The sequence below is a fragment of the Pseudomonas sp. RSB 5.4 genome (assembly GCF_037126175.1).
Lineage (GTDB): Bacteria > Pseudomonadota > Gammaproteobacteria > Pseudomonadales > Pseudomonadaceae > Aquipseudomonas > Aquipseudomonas fluorescens_H.
Window position 1 is genome coordinate 1,131,543 of the sequence record NZ_CP146986.1, and the last position, 19,110, is coordinate 1,150,652.

Here is a 19,110-nt window from a genome sequence, read left to right on the forward strand (position 1 = left end):
TCATGCCGCGCAACGAGAATAACAACAACGCTTGGATGATGCCTGCCGAATGGGTGACGCATGCCGCGACGTGGATGGTCTGGCCGCATAACCAGGCGCTGTGGGAATCGGGATGGCGCGTGACCTTGCCGCTGGTGCAAGAGGATTTCGCCCGGGTCGCCAACGCCATCGCACGCTTCGAACCGGTGAAAATGGTCGTTGATCCCTCGGCGGTAGCGAGCGCCAAAGCCCTGTGCGGGCCGAACATCGAGCTGATCCCGCTGGCGGTCAACGACAGTTGGTGCCGCGACTCTGGCCCGAGCTTCGTCTGCCACCCGCAACAAGGGCTGGCCGGTGTCAGCTGGCGCTTCAATGCCTGGGGCGGCAAGTCGGCGCATGAGCTGGACGAAAGCCTCGCGCGGCGCGCACTCAATCATCTGGGGCTGGAATGCTTCGGTACACCGTTGAGCAACGAGGGCGGGGCGATTCATGTCGACGGCGAGGGCACGCTGATCACCACCGAATCGGTGCTGCTCAACCCCAATCGCAACCCGGGGATCGGCAAGGCCGAGATGGAAGAAATCTTCCGCCGTCTATTGGGCGTGAAGAAAACCATCTGGTTGCCGGGCGATCCGGATTACGTCACCGGCGACATGACCGACGGCCACGTCGATGGTGTCTGCGCCTTCGCCCGTCCCGGCGTGTTGCTGGTGGATGCGACGCATGACCAGAGTTCGGTGTACGCCGAAGTGGTGCGGGAAAATCGCCGCGCATTGGAGTTGGCGACCGACGCCCAAGGGCGCAAGTTCGAGCTGATCGAACTGTTCGAAGCCAGCGAAGCGGTGGACAGCGACGCCGAAGTGTTCTGCGCCTCGTACACCAATTTCTACATCGCCAACGGCGCGATCATCATGCCGGCCTACGGCATCGAGGCCGACGAGGTGGCGGCCAAAGTGCTGGCGCAGGCGTTCCCCGGACGCGAAGTGGTGCCGGTGCGCATCAATCATCTGGCCCATGGCGGCGGAGGGGTGCATTGCATCACCCAGCAGCAACCCGCCTGGCCAGTGGAGGGTTGAGCAATGAGCCATCTGACCATCGCCACCACCCAGATGCCGTGCACCTGGGACCTGCCGAGTAATCTCGATCAGGCCGAGCAACTGGTGCGTGAGGCCGCCGCGAAGGGCGCGCAGGTGATCCTGTTGCAGGAGCTGTTCGCCACGCCGTATTTCTGCATCGAACAGAGCCACAAACATCTGGCGCTGGCCGAGGAATACCGCGACAGCCGTGTGCTGCAGCGTTTTGCTGCCCTGGCCAAAGAGCTGGGCGTGGTGTTGCCGCTGAGCTGGTTCGAGAGGGCCGGCAACGCCTACTTCAATTCGTTGAGCGTGGCCGATGCCGACGGGCGTCTGTCGGGGGTGTATCGCAAGACCCACATTCCCAATGCCATCGGCTATCAGGAGAAGGAATATTTCAGCCCCGGCGACAGCGGTTTCCGCGTTTGGGACACCGCGTTCGGTCGCCTCGGCGTGGGTATCTGCTGGGATCAGTGGTTCCCCGAGACCGCACGCTGTCTGGCATTGATGGGTGCTGAAGTGTTGCTGTTCCCCACGGCCATTGGCTCCGAGCCGGGATGCACGGCGCTGGATTCCCGCGATCACTGGCAGATGACCATGCGCGGTCATGCTGCCGCCAACCTGCTACCGGTGGTAGCCGCCAACCGGGTCGGGCGAGAAGTGGCAACCACTGATTCGTCGCTGCAAATGAGCTTTTACGGCTCGTCGTTTATCAGCGATCACAAAGGCCAGTTGCTCGCCGAAGCCGATCGCGACAGCAGCGGCGTGCTGGTGCACCGCCTCGATCTCGACGCGATGCGCGAAGAGCGCCTGAGCTGGGGCATCTACCGCGACCGCCGGCCGGACATGTACGGCGCGCTGCTCAGTCAGGACGGCCGCCACCTCCATGCACGCTGGAACACTCAAGGGGTTTGAACATGGCTACGCACCACAAAAGACTGCTGGGCGCGCTGGGTCTGGCGCTGACATGCGTGATCCCGTCGCTGCACGCCGAGGACAAAACCCTGCGGCTGTACAACTGGGCCGATTATTTTGCCGAAGACACCCTGAGCCGTTTTACCGCGGAAACCGGGATCAAGGTGATTTACGACGTCATGGACGGCAGCGAAACCCTCGAAGCGAAGATGCTCTCTGGTGGCAGCGGCTATGACCTGATCTTCCCCGGCGACACCGTGGCCGAGCGCCTGATGCGGGCCGGCAGCCTGTTGCCGCTGGATCAATCGAAGCTGACGGCGCTGGCCGACATCGAACCCGGTTTGCAGAAATTGCGCAGCCATTACGAACACTCCAGCCAGGCCACCGTGCCCTACACCTGGGGCACCATCGGCCTGACGTACAACGCGGCGCAGATCCAGCAGCGCATGGCCGACGCACCGGTCAACAGCCTGGACATGCTGTTCAAACCGGAGCTGGCGGCGAAGTTTGCCGACTGTGGAATTTCGCTGATCGACTCGCCGGATGAAGTGCTGGCGGTGGTGCTTAATTATCTGGGCCGCGATCCGCGCAGCGCGAAACCGGCGGATCTAGCAGCGGCCAGTGAGGTGCTGATGAAGCTGCGGCCTTACGTGCGCAAGTTCCAGTCGCAACCGGTGACCGATCTGGTCAACGGCAACCTGTGCCTGTCGCTGGGTTACAGCGGTGACATGACCCAGGCCCAGCGCACCTCGGACAGCGCCGGCAAGACCACCCGATTCGAATACCGCATCCCCCGCGAGGGCACCACGGTGTGGATGGACACGATGGCGATTCCGGTCGATGCGAAACACCCGGAATACGCCTACGCATTCATCAACTTTGTGATGCGCCCGGAGAACATGGCGGCGATCACTAACTTCACCGGTTACCCGACTTCCAACGTCAAGACGCGGGCCAGCGTCGATGCGGCGATGCGCAACAACCCGGACATCTATCTCGATGAGGTGACCTACGCTCGATTGATCCCGGGCAAGGACATTCCTCAGGCCGATATGCGTGCACGGATGCGCACCTGGACCAAATTCAAAACCGCCACTCAGCCATGATTCAACCGCCGGCGCCCGGTCGCCGGCTCTTTTCAGGAAAACCAGATATGTCGACGCGTCGAGAGTTCATCAAACAGGTATCAGTCGCCGCAGGTGTCAGCGCCGCGGTCATGGGCCTTGGCCTGACGCCGGGCAAATTGCTGGCGGCCAGCGCGGGGGATTGGTTCATGCCGGACGAGGGCGACAAGCACGAGCGCGCCTTCATCGCTTTCGGCGCACAGGATGCGATCTGGGAAGATTTCACCGCGGATGTGCAGGCTGCGCTGGGCCGCATTGCTCGCACCATTGCCCGTTATGAACCGCTCACGGTGTTTTGTCGCAGCGGCGAACGCAGCCTTGCCGAAGAGTACTGCGGCACCCGCAACGTCACCTACGTGACCGCCGCGCTCGACGACATCTGGATGCGTGACATCGGCGCCAATTTTGTCATCGACGACAGGGGCGGACTCGGTGCCGTGGACTTCAATTTCAACGGTTGGGGCGACAAACAGCGGCACAGCAAGGATGCAAAAATCGCCGCGCGAGTGACCGCCGACGCACAGGCGACTTACCTGCGCAGCGAGCTGGTGGGCGAGGGCGGCGGCATTGAAGTCGACGGTCACGGCACCGGGATCATGACCGAGAGCAGCTGGATCAACAGCAACCGCAATCCGGGCTGGAGCAAGGCCGAGGTCGAGGCTGAATTGAAGGCGCGTCTGGGGCTGCGCAAAATCATCTGGCTGCCGGGGATCAAGGGCAAGGACATCACCGACGCTCACGTGGATTTCTATGCGCGGTTCATCAAGCCCGGTGTGGTGATCGCCAACCTCGACAGCGACCCTGAATCCTACGATCACCAAGTCACGCTGGCGCACCTGGAGATTCTCAAGAAAGCCACCGACGCTGATGGTCGCAAACTGCAGATCCACACGATTTCGCCGCCGCTCAAGCCGCGCAAAAGCAAGTTCAATCAGAACAACCCGGATTTCGCTGCCGGTTACATCAACTACTTCGTGATCAACGGCGCGATCATCGCCCCGGAATTCGGCGACAAGGCCGCCGACCAGAAGGCTTACGACCTGCTGTCGAAGCTGTATCCGGAGCGCAAAGTCGAGTTGCTGAACATCGATGCGATTGCTGCCGGTGGCGGCGGGATTCACTGCGTGACCAGTCATCAGCCGCAAGCGTGATTGACTCTTTGGCCCGGCAAGCCAACTATCGGCGGATAACAACATGACCGATGGGCCAGACCTTGATCGAACGACGTCAATTCAGCGGAGGCATGAAGGGCAAAAACCTCCGCTATCTGAATGAGCAAGCCGCCGAGACCCGCATCACCCGCACCGGTTTCCTGTTGCTGGAACACTTTTCACTGCCGGCCTTCACCCAGGCGCTGGATACCATCATCACCGCCAATCTGTTGCGCAGCGGACTGTTCAGCTCGCGCACGTTCGGTCTGGGCGAGGGAGAGGTGATCAGCGATCTGGGATTGGTGATTCGTCCGGACGCGCGGATTGACCCGGCAAGTCTTGCGCAACTGGATCTGCTGGTGGTGTGCGGCGGCTACCGCACCGAGCTGAAGGCCAGCGAGGAGTTGATCAGCCTGTTGCGCTGCGCCGCAGAGCGCGGTGTCGGTCTGGCCGGATTGTGGAACGGTGCGTGGTTTCTCGGCCGCGCTGGGCTCCTTGATGGCTATCGTTGTGCGATCCACCCGGAACATCGTCCGGCGCTTACGGAGATTGCCAAAGCCACCCAGGTCAGCAGCGAGCCGTATGTGATTGATCGTGATCGACTCACCGCGTCGAGTCCGTCCGGGGCGTTCCATATGGCGCTGGACTGGATCAAGGGCCTGCACGGCAAGGCGCTGGTCGAAGGCATCGAGGATATTCTGGCGTTCGAGGAGTCGCGGTACCGGCGGATCAAACCGGACGAAAACCTCTGCGTCAGCGCGCCCTTGCGCGAGGTGGTCAAACTGATGGACGCCAACCTCGAAGAGCCGCTGGAGCTGGAGCAATTGGCGGTGTATGCCGGCCGATCGCGGCGTCAGCTGGAGCGTTTGTTCAAGGAGCAACTGGGAACCACGCCGCAGCGCTATTACCTGGAATTGCGCATCACCGAAGCCCGGCGCCTGCTGCAACACACCGAGCTGTCGCAGATGGAAGTGCTGGTGGCCTGTGGTTTCGTTTCGCCGAGCCATTTCAGCAAATGCTACAGCGCGTTCTTTGGCTACCGACCGTCCAGGGAAAAACGCCTGGTCAAATAACCCGCGCTGTTTCTATTGCCAGCCACAGACCGACCCCTGTGGTTGGTGTCAGAACCACTGGCTCAGCGCAGACCAATGTGGGAGCGGGCTTGCTCGCGAAAGCGGTGTGTCAGTCAGCATATGAATTGCCTGATGCGACCTCTTCGCGAGCAAGCCCGCTCCCACGGTTTTAATTGGGTGGTGTCAGAACCACTGGCTTAGCACAGACTAATGTGGGAGCGGGCTTGCTCGCGAAGGCGGTGTGTCAGTCAGCATATGAAGTGCCTGACATGGCCCCTTCGCGAGCAAGCCCGCTCCCACAGGTTTAATTGGGTGGTGTCAGAACCACTGGCTTAGCACAGACTAATGTGGGAGCGGGCTTGCTCGCGAAGGCGGTGTGTCAGTCAGCATATGAAGTGCCTGACATGGCCCCTTCGCGAGCAAGCCCGCTCCCACAGGTTTAATTGGGTGGTGTCAGAACCACTGGCTTAGCGCAGACCAATGTGGGAGCGGGCTTGCTCGCGAAAGCGGTGTGTCAGTCAGCATATGAATTGGCTGACACGGCCTCTTCGCGAGCAAGCCCGCTCCCACAGGTTTAATTGGGTGGTGTCAGAACCACTGGCTTAGCGCAGACCAATGTGGGAGCGGGCTTGCTCGCGAAGGCGGTGTGTCAGTCAGCATATGAATTGGCTGACGCGGCCTCTTCGCGAGCAAGCCCGCTCCCACAGTTTTAATTGGGTGGTGTCAGAACCACTGGCTTAGCGCAGGCTAATGTGGGAGCGGGCTTGCTCGCGAAAGCGGTGTGTCCTTCAGCATATGAAGTGGCTGACGCGGCCTCTTCGCGGGCAAGCCCGCTCCCACATGTTTAATTGGGTGGTGTCAGGTCCACTGGTTTAGCGCAGGCCAATCAAGCTATAGGCCAGTGACGCTTCATCGGGCCCGTAGCAACTTGCGGTAATCCACCGGTGAGATCCCGCGTGCCTGTCGGAAGGAGTGGCTGAAAGAACTGGCCTGCGAGTAGCCCAGCATCAGGGCGATGTTCATGATGCTGGTCTCGGTGCGGCGCAGGTAATGGTCGGCCAGTTCCATGCGCATGGTTTCCAGTACCTGATTGAAGTTTTCGCCTTCGGCCGCCAGTTTGCGCTGCAAGGTGCGCGGCGAAATCGCCAACTGCCGGGCCAGGCTTTTCAAGCTGAAATCGCCGGTCGGCAATTGTTCGGTGAGCAATGCACGCAAGCGATCGGTTACGGAAAATGCCGGGTACGTCAGACACAACTGCCAGTCGGCCTCCAGCAGCATGTTGCGATGCATGCGCGGGTCGGCGCCCTGGATTCGCGTCGAGAGTGTCGACTCGGCAAACACCAGTGCATTGCTCCCGGCCTCGAACTGCACCGGACAGCCAAAAAAGTCTTCGTACAGCGCCGGTTCGCCGACCGCCGGATGCATCATCCGGACCTCCAGCATCGGCTGGTTACTCGCGATCAACCAGCGGCCGAACGCTGCCCAGCCGACCATCAGGGCTTCCTGATGCAGGGCGCAGTAAGGCTCCAGTTCACTGATGCGCTGATCTTCGAGGGTCACGCGACCGTCGCCGATGACGATCCGGGTCTGGCTGGCAGGGCTGTCGTAAACGATCTTGCCGAAGCGCAGAATCATGTTCAGCGATTCGCCGAGCGTCGCGCTGGTCATCAGCACATAACCCAGCACACCGTAGGTGCCCGGGCGCACGGCGGTGCCGACCAACAGACCGAAATGCGGCAGGTTGCTGCTGAGTGCCGCCAGTTCCAGCAAGGCACGCAGTTGGCGCATGGGAATGCGCACAATCGAGTCGGACAACTGCTCGCGTGAGAGTCCGGTCTGCTGCAACAGCCAATCGCCATCGCAGCCGTATTGTTCGGCGACATCAAGGACGTGGTTAACGAAAGCAGCGCTGGAAGTGGCGGGTCGCATGGGGGGAGGGGAAGTCCGGTAATCCGGTGATCTTGCTTTTCCGAAAGGTGAAGAAAGCGACGTCGCCAAGGCGCGCGGCGTCAATAGACCCTACATGCGTCCGATCACCGGAATGCCGGTGCCGGTGACGGCCGACGCTTGTTCCGAGATCAGAAACAGAATGACCGCCGCCAGTTGCGCCGGTGTCACCCAGCGCTGATGTTCGGCGTCGGGCATGGCCTCACGATTTTGCGGGGTGTCGAGAATGCTCGGCAGCACGGCATTGACCGTGATGCTCATGTCCTTGAGCTCTTCGGCGAGGCTTTCGGTCAGGCGCAGTACGCTGGATTTCGACGCAGCGTAAGCGCCCATGCCGAGCCCGGCTTTGGCCGCCATGCTCGCACCGATGTTGACGATGCGTCCTGCCGAGGATTGCAACAGCAATGGCAGCAGGGCTTTGCTGGCATTCAATGCGGTTCGAAGGTTCAGCGAGTAGAGCCGATCCCAGGCCTCTATCGCACCGCCCAGCAACGGCTCCCACGCATAGCCGCCGGCGCCGTTGACCAGCGCATCGAGGCGACCGAAATAGCGATTGATCTGATGGGCGACTTCCTGGCAATCGGCAAAGGAAGTCAGATCAATCCCGGACAGGACCAGTCGATTGTGCGAACTGGGCAGCGTAATCATCGCCCGATCGATCAGCACCAGATCTGCGCCCTGGGCTGCGGCCATGTCCGCCAGGGCCTCGCCGAGATTCCCCAGGGCGCCGGTAATCGCCACAACGCGCCGTGAGAGTGACTGAGTCATCAAGAGTCCTTTCCTTTTTAAGGGCGCATACTCTAATGATATCGGTGACCCGTGGCATGCTTTTGGATGTCAACTTGTTGTGCAAAAGTGCCAAAATTTTATGCCTGGCAAAACAGGGGAAAAGGGTCGTGAAACAGGCGTCAGAAAGTTGGCTTTGGGGTTGCGCAGCCCTGTCAAATCTTGAAAGCCTGGCGACGGTTTGGACTGGCATTCTTGTCGTTGTTTTTGCGCTACATAATCTATCCACCGCTGCTTGTATTCTTCTTCAAAACAAGGACAAATGGCCGCCGCCATTGCGTCGATCCACCAGTCGTTGAAACGGAAAACCGGACTTTCCCAAAGGTAGTAATGTGAAGCGTGATACCCACCTGGTTGTGCTTTTGTTGTTGGTGATCGGTTGTTCCCTCGCGTCACTGACGGTGTGGAAAGTGTTGGCCTCCCGAGAGCGGGCACTGGAGGAAGTCAACGTTCATGGCTTGAACCTGACCCAGGCGCTGGCGACTTACTCCGAAGGGATCGTCCACCAAAGTTCGTTGCTGCTGCTTGGGCTCGTCGAACGCCTGGAAACCGAAGGTAGCGGCCCTGCGCAGATCCAGCGTCTGAGCGCGCTGGTCAATCGTCAGGAACCGCTGATGCCACAGCTCAGCGGCATCACCATCTACGACAATCAGGGCCGATGGTTGATGTCGTCCAACCGACCGATTCCGGCCGGGGCCAACAGCAGTGATCGTGTTTATTTCATCCATCATCGTGACGATCCAAGCCGCGAGACTTTTATCGGTCCGCCGATCCAGAGCCGCTCCAATCAGGAGTGGGTGATTACCGTCAGCCGCCGTTTCAATGATGCGCACGGCGAGTTTGCCGGGGTGGTGGCGGTGACCCTGGGCGTCGAAAACTTCCTGCGTCTGTTCGGCAAGATCGATGTGGGGCAGGAGGGCGCCATCGGCTTGTCCTACACCGACGGAACGTTGCTGGTGCGCTATCCCTTCCGTGAGCAGGACATGGGGCGCAACTTTTCCAAATCGCCGATCTATGAGAAGTATCTGGTCGATCGATCCGTCGGCACCGCGTCGTTTACTTCCAGCCTGGATGGCGTCGAGCGGCTCTATGCGTTCCGCAAGAGTGACCGGCTGCCGCTGATCACCACCGTCGCACTCGGCAAGCGCGAGGCCCTTGCTGCGTGGCGCATGGAGGCCTGGCTGTCGGCAGTGGTGGTCGCGGGGTTGTTGGGGCTTACCGGGCTCATCGGCTGGTTCCTGATTCTGGATATCCGCAGGCGTACCAGGGCTGAAGATCAATTGCGCGGTACGCAGCAGCAATTGCTCGCATCCAATCGCCAGCTTGAGTTGCTGGCGATGAAGGACGCGCTGACTGGTCTGGCCAACCGGCGCTGCTTCGATGAGAGCCTCGCGATGGAAGCACGCCGCGCGCAGCGTGACGGCACGACGCTGGCGTTGCTGATGATCGATATCGACTACTTCAAGCTGTTCAACGACTCATTCGGGCATGTCGCCGGCGATGCCTGCCTGCAGAAGGTCGGCAGAATCCTTGAGGGATGTGTGCGGCGCCCGTCGGATCTGGTGGCACGTTACGGCGGCGAGGAGATGAGCGTGATCATGCCGGCCACCGACAGTGAGGGGGCCGCAGTGGTGGCTCAGTTGATCCTCGAGCGTTTGCAACAAGAGAACATCTCACATCCGTCCAGTCCGTTCGGACGGCTGAGTGTGAGTATCGGCATCGCTACGGCCACGGGCGCGCAACTGGAAAGCCTGCAAGGGTTGATCGAGGTCGCAGATCAGGCGTTGTACAACGCCAAGACGCTGGGGCGTGACCGGTTTGTGCAGGGACTCTGGTGATCTGCGTCGTTACCGACCCGATGCACTCGTCGATCTGGATCTCGTCATGGAGCATGACTGAAACCGTTGGTCAGCTTCCAATGCAACCTGGCTGCCAAGCGACTACTTTTGTGGCTCGGTCGTTAAAGTGACAGGAGGTACCACACAGTATTTAAACGATGCTTCAGTTGGCCTCAATGACGTTGATTTCAGGAAGGATCTTGAATAAGGCGCGGTGCATCGCTCTAGCGAATGTGTATCCAGACTCCCGGTCTGTAACGCAGTGCCCGCCACCTTTTGTTTGTTAAGGAGAACACAGATGGCAATCAGCCGAGTACCCGAAACATCCGATAAAAGCGCGCTTGTCGAAGCAGAGGTATACCGTTGGTACAACCTCTTTTTCCCGTGGTCACGCGGTGTGGCTTCGCAATCCGAGGGCGCCATCAAACCCTTGTACGATGCGCTGGCGAGCGACTTCCGAGTGGTGCTCACGGATGGTCAGATCATGGATCGGGCGGACTACTGGGAGCGACTTTGGGGGCTGTACGGGAAGCGTGTTGGCAGCCCCGAATCGCACATCATCAATCTTTCGATCACGCCTCTGCCGGGCGACCTGTTCCTCACGGTTTTCGATCTCGTCAAAGACGGAATCACCAAGAAGAAAGTCGATTCGGCGCTTATGCGTCTGGACCCCACATCGCCTTCGGGAATCTCGTGGGTTTATGTTCATGAAAGCGAGCATGAGAGTGTGGCTGCGTAGTGGCTGAGGACGCACTAGCCATTCTGATTTGCCGCCATCCAGATGCGCCTGGCAGAAACGACAAAGCCCTGATTATTCAGGGCTTTGTCGTATATAGATGATGTATGCGATGGGGTTTTACGTTAAGTATTTCTAATCATCGATGAAATCTACTTCGTTTTACTTCTTTTAAATATGGATCTGTCCAATCATGTCCTATGCCGCCTCGATAAGGCAATACGGCCCCTCTCTTCGCCTCGAGCCATAGGTTTCCGGGTTCTCAAGAGTTTCATGTTTAGTTCAAGGTCTGCGCAGTCGAATGCTTCTGTTAATTCGAGGGCTGTTACCTGCGTGGGTTTCGAGTATGGAAATATATTATGGACGTTTGTCTCCAAAGGATTTTAGAGATTGAAGTTGTAAAGGTGTTGCAAAATGAAAACCGAAAAAGTACTGGTCCTGAGAACATGCGCCAATAACATGGCCGACTACTGTGGTCTGATATGGCCCGTGTCAGGACCGGTGGAATGCAGGTTTTGGGAGCCGACGAGAAAACTTGAAAATGGGCTGGCTGGCTTGCTTTGGGGCCAAGGGACAAGCGCCCATTTGAGCATGCAGGCGGATGCGCGATGGGTTGTGTGCGAAGTGGCGGTACGCGACTTGATATTTCTCGAGGACGACGAAGGCGTCAAGTTTTGCCGTGCAGAAGTCGTTCACGTGGGGACACGAAATAGCGCATTGGATTACATCGCCGATAATGCGGCTGATTATGAAGCGTCGACGAAGAACTTGATTGAGACTTTTGAGTTTCCTGAAGTGCAATCCGAGACAATCGAGACACTTCCCGGGCTCCCGGTTATTGCTGGCAGTCTTCCCGATGTCATCAGTCACCGTACAACTGTAAGGGCCACGCAAAAGCTCGAAACAGCGGTTTATGGCAGTACGCTCACTGGCGCCAGTCAGAGCCAGCTCATTGCAGGCTACGGCAGCACTGAAACCGCCGGCGATAGCAGCACGCTTATTGCGGGATACGGCAGCACCGGGACTTCGGGGTCCGACAGTTCGATCATTGCAGGGTATGGCAGTACACAAACTGCCGGAGATGAAAGCTCGCTGATGGCGGGTTACGGCAGCACACAAACAGCCAAGGCAGGTAGCGATCTCACCGCCGGTTACGGCAGCACCGGCACCGCCGGCTCCGACAGTTCACTGATTGCCGGCTATGGCAGTACGCAGACTGCCGGTGGCGAAAGCTCTCTGACCGCTGGTTACGGCAGTACGCAAACGGCTCAGGTGGGGAGCGATCTCACCGCCGGTTATGGCAGTACCGGCACCGCTGGCTCCGACAGTTCACTGATCGCCGGCTATGGCAGCACCCAGACTGCCGGCGGAGAAAGCTCCCTGACTGCCGGTTATGGCAGTACGCAAACCGCCCAGGAGGGCAGTGATCTCACCGCCGGCTACGGCAGCACAAGTACCGCAGGTTCGGACAGTTCGCTCATAGCCGGTTATGGCAGTACACAGACTGCCGGTGGCGAAAGCTCTTTGACCGCAGGTTACGGCAGTACGCAAACCGCTCAGGTGGGTAGCGATCTCACCGCCGGCTACGGCAGCACCGGCACCGCCGGTTCCGACAGTTCGCTGATTGCCGGCTATGGCAGCACGCAAACGGCTGGCGGAGAAAGCTCCCTGACCGCCGGTTATGGCAGCACTCAGACAGCCCAAGAGGGCAGTGATCTCACCGCCGGTTACGGCAGCACCAGCACCGCCGGTTCCGACAGTTCACTGATTGCCGGCTACGGCAGCACCCAGACTGCGGGGCAGGAAAGCTCGCTGACCGCGGGTTACGGCAGTACGCAAACTGCCCAGGAAGGCAGTGACCTCACCGCCGGTTACGGCAGCACGGCCACCACTGGCCCCGGCAGCATGGTGACTGCCGGTTACGGCAGCTCGCAAACCGCCGGTCACGGAAGTGCGCTGATTGCAGGCTATGGCAGCACCCAGACTGCCGGTTACCAAAGCATTCTGACCTCGGGTTATGGCAGCACTCAGACCGCCCAGGAAAGCAGTGACCTCATTGCAGGCTACGGCAGTACGGAAACCGCGGGTTACGACAGCTCGTTGATCGCCGGTTACGGCAGTACGCAAACTGCCGGACACGGCAGCATCCTGACTGCCGGTTACGGCAGTACACAGACCGCACAGGAAGGCAGTTCGCTCACAGCCGGATATGGCAGCACGAGCACCGCCGGCCCTGACAGTTCGCTGATCGCGGGTTATGGAAGCACACAGACCGCAGGACACGAAAGCACCCTGACCGCGGGCTACGGGAGTACCCAGACTGCTCAGGAAGACAGTTCACTTACTGCGGGATATGGCAGTACCTCGACCGCTGGATTCAACAGTTCGTTGATCGCAGGTTATGGCAGCACTCAAACAACGGGATATGAAAGCACCCTGACTGCCGGATACGGCAGTACACAAACCGCGCAGGACAATAGCTCACTGACCACTGGCTACGGCAGTACGTCGACGGCCGGCTATCAAAGCTCGCTGATTGCCGGTTACGGCAGCACCCAGACCGCAGGCTACGAATCCACGTTGACGGCGGGTTACGGCAGTTGCCAGACAGCTCAGGAGCAAAGTTGGTTAACGACCGGCTACGGCAGTACCTCGACCGCTGGCTACGAAAGCACACTGATCGCCGGTTATGGCAGTACGCAAACCGCTGGCTATGGCAGCACCCTTACCGCCGGCTACGGCAGTACTCAGACCGCCCAGGAACAAAGTTCGCTGACCACCGGTTATGGCAGCACTTCAACGGCAGGCTACAGCAGCACGCTGGTTGCCGGTTATGGCAGCACGCAAACCGCCGGCTTCAACAGCAGCCTGACGGCAGGTTATGGCAGCACTTCGACCGCAGGGTACGAGAGCACCCTGATCGCCGGATATGGCAGCACCCAGACCGCGGGGTACGACAGTATCCTGACGGCGGGGTATGGCAGCACGCTCACTGCACTCGACAGCAGTACCCTGACCGCAGGCTACGGCAGTACGGAAATCGCAGGATTTGGCAGTTCGCTGATGGCCGGCTACGGCAGTTCGCAGACTGCCGGTTACGAGAGCACGCTGACGGCGGGTTATGGCAGCACCCAGATGGCGGCGCGCGACAGCACACTCACCGCCGGTTACGGCAGCACCGGGGTTGCAGGACAAGACAGCTCGCTGATCGCCGGTTACGGCAGCAGCTTGACCAGTGGCGTTCGCAGCTTTTTGACCGCCGGTTACGGCAGCACACTGATCAGTGGACTGCACAGTGTCCTGACTGCCGGGTATGGCAGCAGCCTGACCTCCGGAATGCGCAGCAGCTTGACGGCCGGATATGGCAGCAACCAGATCGCCAGTCATAAGAGTTCCCTGATCGCGGGCCATGAAAGCACGCAGATTGCCGGGCATAAAAGCATGTTGATCGCCGGCAAGGGCAGCTCGCAAACAGCGGGTTCTCGCAGCACGTTGATCGCCGGTGCCAACAGCATTCAGATGGCGGGTGATCGCAGCAAGCTGACTGCCGGTGCCGACAGCACCCAGACAGCCGGCGACCGCAGCAAACTCCTGGCTGGCAGCAACAGTTACCTGACGGCGGGCGATCGCAGCAAACTCACCGCTGGCGACGACTGTGTGCTGATGGCAGGGGATCGCAGCAAGCTGACCGCCGGCAAAAACTGCGTGTTGACCGCTGGTGCCGACAGCCGACTCATCGGGAGCCTCGGCTCAACGCTTTCAGGCGGGGAGAATTCAACCCTGGTCTTCCGCTCCTGGGATGGCAAGCGCTACACCAACGTGGTCGTCAAGACCGGAATCGACGGGGTAGAGGCTGACGTTCCGTATCAGATTGACGAGGACAGCAATGTGCTGGTCAGGGCTGAGGACACCGACAAGATGACTCAAGCGATCCATATCACACCTGAACAGGACGTGGAGTGATAAGGCCTGATGCGCTGCGGTTTTTCGTCAGTTCTTTTGAACCTGAGCAGAAGCCGGTTACTCAACCGGGAAATGTTCGGGGATGATGTAATGAACGCTTTCAAGAATCAGCTGACACTTGAGCAAGAATCAAGACTACATGCCCTGGATGCCTGGTATCGGGCGTTGGAAAATCGAGAGCTGCGCATGGAATCTCCCGATGCCTATCACGAGGAACTGTTGCGCAAGTCTGATGAGATGGATCGATTGGGGATGTTGACTCTGACCGAATTGCGCGACCTGCGCAGGGACGCGGACGCGGCCTATCTGCTTGCGGTCGCCGGCAAGGATTATCACTGAGATGTGCCATCGTCGCCCGAACACAGCCCCGCGGGCGGGCGAAGGCAGCCTTGACGCATAAATCCGCACGCCATTTGACGCGCGGATTCACTCGTCCGGTCCACGTATCGCCGGCTTCAGGTCGTCAACAGTGTTGCGCTGCCGTCGGTCTGTGGCACAGCGATGTGGCTGTCACCGGGTGTCAGAATGACTTTCCGGCAGTCCTCTTGTTTTTTATCAAAGATCTTATATCCCTCGGCGGCCTGCTCAAGTGACAGGCGATGGCTGATGATGACTTCCGGTGCAAGACGACCCGTTTCGATGTGATCCAGGAGCTCAGGCAGGAAACGGTGCACATGGGTCTGCCCCATCTTGAAGGTCAAACCCTTGTCGAATGCATCGCCGAACAGGAAGCCATGAATGAACCCGGAATAAACGCCCGGGACGCTGACAACACCTCCACGTCTGACCGCAGCGATACACTGACGCAGCGCTTTGCCGCTACTGCCCTCAAGCTTGAGAGTCGCGAGGACCGTTTCCGTCGTGCTTCCCTTGGCTTCGAACCCGACCGCATCCACGACGCCGTCGACGCCTCGCATCCCTTTGGTTTGCCGGATGATCGTATCGGCAGGGTCGTCGTCTTCGTCGAAGTTGATCGGAATTACGCCATAGGTTTTCTGCGCGTAAGCCAAGCGATAAGGATGGTGATCAACCATGAAAATCTGCTCGGCCCCGAGCATCCTGGCACAGGCCGCGCTCAACAAACCGACGGGGCCCGCGCCATAGATGGCGATGCTCGAGCCATGACCAATGCCGGCGTTCGTCACGGCCTGATAGGCAGTGGGGAGAATGTCGGATAGGAAGAGGACTTTTTCATCCGACAGCGTCCCCGGCACTTTGAACGGCCCGGTGTTGGCCTTCGGTACGCGTACGTATTCAGCCTGACCGCCAGGCACCCCGCCGTACATATGGCTGAAGCCGAAGAGAGCAGCGCCTGGTGGTATTGCCTTTTTATTGACGATCGCTCCACGCCCCGTATTGGTTGTCTCGCAGGCCGCGAACAGATCCATCGCGCAAAAGAAGCAGCTGCCGCAGGCGATGACAAAAGGAATGACCACGCGGTCGCCGGGTTGCACAGCGGTCACTGCCGAGCCTGCCTCCTCGACGATTCCCATGAATTCATGACCGAAGATATCGCCGTGCTCGACGGTTGGAATTTTTCCTCGGTACAGATGAAGGTCAGAGCCGCAGATCGCCGTTGCTGTGACTCGCAGGATGATGTCGTCATTGTCCTCGATAACCGGATCCGGAACGGTGTCGACCTTGACGCTGTGCGCGCCGTGATACGTGAGTGCTCTCATGACCTCTTGCCCCTTGCTTCATCTGAATGTAAGTGGGAGAGGACTGCCGGCCAACGTAAGTTCACAGTGATAGCGCCACAAGTGACTAGCGGTCGACAGGCGAGCACCTGGCGCAATTTTTTCAAACCTTATGGAACAGAGAAGGGTCGACTGCAGATTCCTGCCTTCCTTGGAGTAAGTGCTGCTGCCGTGATTCGCTGTCCCTGCACGGTATCGGCTTCTTGTCAGTTTACACACGCGACAAATGCAACAGCCCTGAACATTCAGGGCTGTTTTTAGTTATTCGCTAACGCCTTAGCCGTTCTTGCTGTAGCCGCTGCCGGCCTCTGTCAGATTCGAGTAGAAGATGCAGCCGATCAGTCTCGCGAACAGGCCTAACGTATCCGCCAGATCCGGGTCGTCGAAAATGACTGCCCTCGAGTCCAATGCGCACAACGCGCCCCAAAGTTGTCCGTCAGGAAGAAAAATAGGCGCCCCTGCGTAGCTTTCAATCAAATACTGCTTCACCACAGGACGTGTCGAAAACCTGCCGTCGCGACTTATTTGTGGCACGAAAAGCACCTGCGGGTCTCTGCGAAACTCACTGCAAAGTGTGGTCTCCAGTTCCAGGGTGTCGCCGGTGTTGATCCCAAGCTCGATAGGATCGTAGGCGGAACAGACGATCCATTCCGTGTCGGTGAATTTTGCGATTGCCGCGAAGCGTGTCCCGGTCATGCGTGTGACGAGCTGCAGAATATTGGTTGTAGCTTCAATTTCAGCGATAGAGGAACGCTCCTCCGCGCTTAGCAACGCTCTGTGAATGGTTTCACTGAGAGGCATGCATTGTTCTCCGGTAATGATTGATCGAGCTGGCGACGGCTAAACGCTTTTGAAACTGCCCGTTTTGATATCAAGCAAAAGGAATTCGTTCACCTGAAAGGTTCCTGATAGCTGCAATAGCGAAGGTTCATTGGTGTCAGGCTTGAGGCGCCGTTATCGGCGGCGTAGCCTTGATCATACAATTTGTTGGATCTCGCATTGAATGCAGGGTGAGGAAGTGGAAGGCGTAGTGTTGAACGAAAAGATGCAGCGTGAAGCTGATCGGCTTCTGGCGCAGATTGTCCGGGCAGACTCGATGATCATCGCGGTGAAGGCGGGGGCTCGCGCAGATGGCTTCGTGCTTGGGTTGGAAACCAGTGGGGTTTTGCGTGCCGGCGATGCTGAAAGGCTGTACGTCATTTTTGAAGCGGCTTTGGTCGAGCGGCTGAAAACGCTTTCGCGGCCTTGAGCTGCGTGTCAGTCGCGCGCGGGTGGGCGGAAGGGAAAAGGCATAGCGGGGTAGTGGGGCCGGCGGTGGAGGCTTAGTCCGAGCCACCGGCAACGAGCATGGTTATTCTACGATGCAAATCCAGCGGTGGTTCTGCCGGTATGGCGCGCGAGTGAAGTGAACATCTGAAACCAGATTCATTCCTTGCTCTTGGAGCGCTTCGGTCAGTTGTACGAGCGTCTCTGCCTGGATAGTCATTGCTGTCACCTCGTCAGATTTTCTGCGTTCATAATTCTTGACCAAAAGGACAACTGGCTAATTCAATTTTTCTACCTGACGGATATGCAAATCACCAAGACCCGCTACTGGCGTCTGTCTGGGTTTGTAGCATCAAATTGTCGACATGCGAGGGGGGCGTACTTCATTCGGCCGATGCGCGATGACATCGATGGCCCAATGTGTCGTCAATTGAGAATGCGGGTTGCATTCAGAACAGTGACCAGCCACTTCGATCTCAACGGAGTGCTGCAGCAATTCTTGATCGCGGTAGCAGGATGGCTTGATCGATCTTCGGGCCTTAGACTGCGAAGAACCGAAGATTGGAGCTTTTTTTAGATCCGATGGATCTGAGTGATGTGCGGCTTGCCATTAATTGGCGCGTAGATTTCTACGATCGCTTGCCAGCCGTTTGGAGAACCCGGAAGCGTAGCTTTCGACTTGTAGCGATAGTTGGTGCCATTAACGACTTGGCTGGAAACCTCTTCGGGCGTGTAGCTCACGCCAACGAAGCCGGCCAGTGCTTCTTTGAAGACTTCCTGATCCTTGGGAGTCAGTTTGTGGTAAGGGGTCCATCCACCAACAAGATGTTCTTGAGCTGTCATGAATTAAATCTCCCTATTTAAATTCCTACTCGTTTGGCTTTTCGGAGTACGCCCCGTTTATTCAATGGTTTCCGGAATCCATTTCCTGAATAGTTTTCCGTGCATCCCTGACTGCGTTGAGATGATTGTCCAGGAAAACACCGATACGAGCTTACTGCCGGTGCCGGGGAGTGTAGGTGAAGAGGGGGGGAGGTCAAGGCGATTGCAGCGAAGAGGTCAGGGGCGACGTCTTGTAAAAAAGGCAATCGGCGCTGGCATATGTCGAATTGGTTGGAGCGCTAACCACGAGCGTCCAGTTGCGCCAAGTGCACTTTTCCGGCACCGGTTTCAAAAAGTCGAGGCGATTGCCTGGGCGAGTTGCATGTCGGTCATCAACGGCGAGCCGTACGTCGAGCGGTAGTATCGAGACGCTTGCTCAAATTGAGCGCCGCGGATCTCGCCATCTGAGCCAATGAATGCAAGAGCATCAGCCTTCGCAGGCTTGAAGTTTTTTGCCGCCAACTCAGACAGTCCAGTGGTTCCTGACAGGAGGAATGTTGGAGCCATCGTTATCATCATCATCGAGTTTTCGTACGAACCCTTATCTTCCGCAAGGGTTTGGGTGCTGATCAGTGCGAGAGTGATGATGCCGTAGGCTTTCCATGAGTCCATATTACAACCGCTTCCTTGCTGTCTAATGTGATGGCGCAAAGATAGCAGAGTAGGGTGTTTGCTCGAAA

The 19,110-nt window shown here is 58.5% G+C and carries 16 protein-coding genes; 10 read left to right on the plus strand and 6 right to left on the minus strand.

Annotated features, from left to right (window positions below):
• Positions 1–2 precede the first annotated feature (2 nt).
• Genes V9L13_RS04860 through V9L13_RS04880 form a run of 5 tightly spaced genes read left to right on the plus strand, consistent with a single transcriptional unit; the run spans position 3 to position 5,315 of the window.
• Positions 3–1,055, plus strand: coding sequence for an agmatine deiminase family protein (locus V9L13_RS04860; RefSeq protein WP_338801672.1), 1,053 nt, complete (start codon positions 3–5; stop codon positions 1,053–1,055).
• Between the two features lie 3 nt (positions 1,056–1,058).
• Positions 1,059–1,967, plus strand: a complete 909-nt coding sequence (aguB, locus tag V9L13_RS04865; RefSeq protein ID WP_338801673.1) for an N-carbamoylputrescine amidase — start codon at positions 1,059–1,061, stop codon at positions 1,965–1,967.
• Between the two features lie 2 nt (positions 1,968–1,969).
• Positions 1,970–3,073, plus strand: a complete 1,104-nt coding sequence (locus V9L13_RS04870; RefSeq protein ID WP_338801674.1) for an extracellular solute-binding protein — start codon at positions 1,970–1,972, stop codon at positions 3,071–3,073.
• 47 nt (positions 3,074–3,120) lie between these two features.
• Positions 3,121–4,242 (plus strand): agmatine deiminase family protein, encoded by a 1,122-nt coding sequence (locus tag V9L13_RS04875; protein ID WP_338801675.1) that lies wholly within the window; start codon positions 3,121–3,123, stop codon positions 4,240–4,242.
• 50 nt (positions 4,243–4,292) lie between these two features.
• A complete protein-coding gene (locus V9L13_RS04880; RefSeq protein WP_338801676.1) occupies positions 4,293–5,315 on the plus strand; it encodes a GlxA family transcriptional regulator in 1,023 nt (340 codons plus the stop codon).
• Positions 5,316–6,224: 909 nt separating this feature from the next.
• On the opposite strand, the gene V9L13_RS04885 is transcribed toward V9L13_RS04880, so the two are convergent.
• Together V9L13_RS04885 and V9L13_RS04890 are read right to left on the minus strand one after the other, a co-directional pair.
• Positions 6,225–7,244, minus strand: a complete 1,020-nt coding sequence (locus V9L13_RS04885; RefSeq protein WP_338801677.1) for an AraC family transcriptional regulator — start codon at positions 7,242–7,244, stop codon at positions 6,225–6,227.
• 90 nt (positions 7,245–7,334) lie between these two features.
• A complete protein-coding gene (locus V9L13_RS04890) occupies positions 7,335–8,030 on the minus strand; it encodes an SDR family NAD(P)-dependent oxidoreductase (protein ID WP_338801678.1) in 696 nt (231 codons plus the stop codon).
• 350 nt (positions 8,031–8,380) lie between these two features.
• On the opposite strand from V9L13_RS04890, the gene V9L13_RS04895 reads away from it, so the two are divergent.
• From V9L13_RS04895 to V9L13_RS04910, 4 genes are all read left to right on the plus strand, one after another.
• A complete protein-coding gene (locus tag V9L13_RS04895; RefSeq protein WP_338801679.1) occupies positions 8,381–9,886 on the plus strand; it encodes a sensor domain-containing diguanylate cyclase in 1,506 nt (501 codons plus the stop codon).
• Between the two features lie 298 nt (positions 9,887–10,184).
• Positions 10,185–10,625 (plus strand): hypothetical protein, encoded by a 441-nt coding sequence (locus V9L13_RS04900; protein WP_201137809.1) that lies wholly within the window; start codon positions 10,185–10,187, stop codon positions 10,623–10,625.
• Between the two features lie 411 nt (positions 10,626–11,036).
• Positions 11,037–14,585: an Ice nucleation protein gene (locus tag V9L13_RS04905; protein ID WP_338801681.1), complete on the plus strand. Its 3,549-nt coding sequence runs from the start codon at positions 11,037–11,039 to the stop codon at positions 14,583–14,585.
• Between the two features lie 90 nt (positions 14,586–14,675).
• Entirely contained in the window at positions 14,676–14,924 is a 249-nt protein-coding gene (locus tag V9L13_RS04910; RefSeq protein ID WP_338801683.1) for a hypothetical protein, read from the plus strand.
• Positions 14,925–15,040: 116 nt separating this feature from the next.
• Here V9L13_RS04910 and V9L13_RS04915 read toward each other — a convergent pair whose 3' ends face one another.
• Both V9L13_RS04915 and V9L13_RS04920 read right to left on the minus strand, forming a co-directional pair.
• Positions 15,041–16,264 carry a zinc-dependent alcohol dehydrogenase gene (locus V9L13_RS04915; protein ID WP_338801685.1) on the minus strand — a complete coding sequence of 408 codons (1,224 nt, stop codon included), beginning with the start codon at positions 16,262–16,264 and terminating at the stop codon, positions 15,041–15,043.
• 294 nt (positions 16,265–16,558) lie between these two features.
• Entirely contained in the window at positions 16,559–17,083 is a 525-nt protein-coding gene (locus V9L13_RS04920; RefSeq protein WP_338801687.1) for a GAF domain-containing protein, read from the minus strand.
• 202 nt (positions 17,084–17,285) lie between these two features.
• On the opposite strand from V9L13_RS04920, the gene V9L13_RS04925 reads away from it, so the two are divergent.
• The gene (locus V9L13_RS04925; protein WP_338801688.1) at positions 17,286–17,531 is read left to right on the plus strand and encodes a hypothetical protein; all 246 of its coding nucleotides are present in this window, start codon (positions 17,286–17,288) and stop codon (positions 17,529–17,531) included.
• 590 nt (positions 17,532–18,121) lie between these two features.
• Here V9L13_RS04925 and V9L13_RS04930 read toward each other — a convergent pair.
• Positions 18,122–18,391, minus strand: a complete 270-nt coding sequence (locus tag V9L13_RS04930) for a hypothetical protein (RefSeq protein ID WP_103483306.1) — start codon at positions 18,389–18,391, stop codon at positions 18,122–18,124.
• A 327-nt stretch (positions 18,392–18,718) separates the two neighbouring features.
• Complete coding sequence (locus tag V9L13_RS04935) at positions 18,719–19,042, minus strand: DUF2388 domain-containing protein (RefSeq protein WP_338801689.1); 324 nt, start codon at positions 19,040–19,042, stop codon at positions 18,719–18,721.
• Positions 19,043–19,110: the final 68 nt, after the last annotated feature.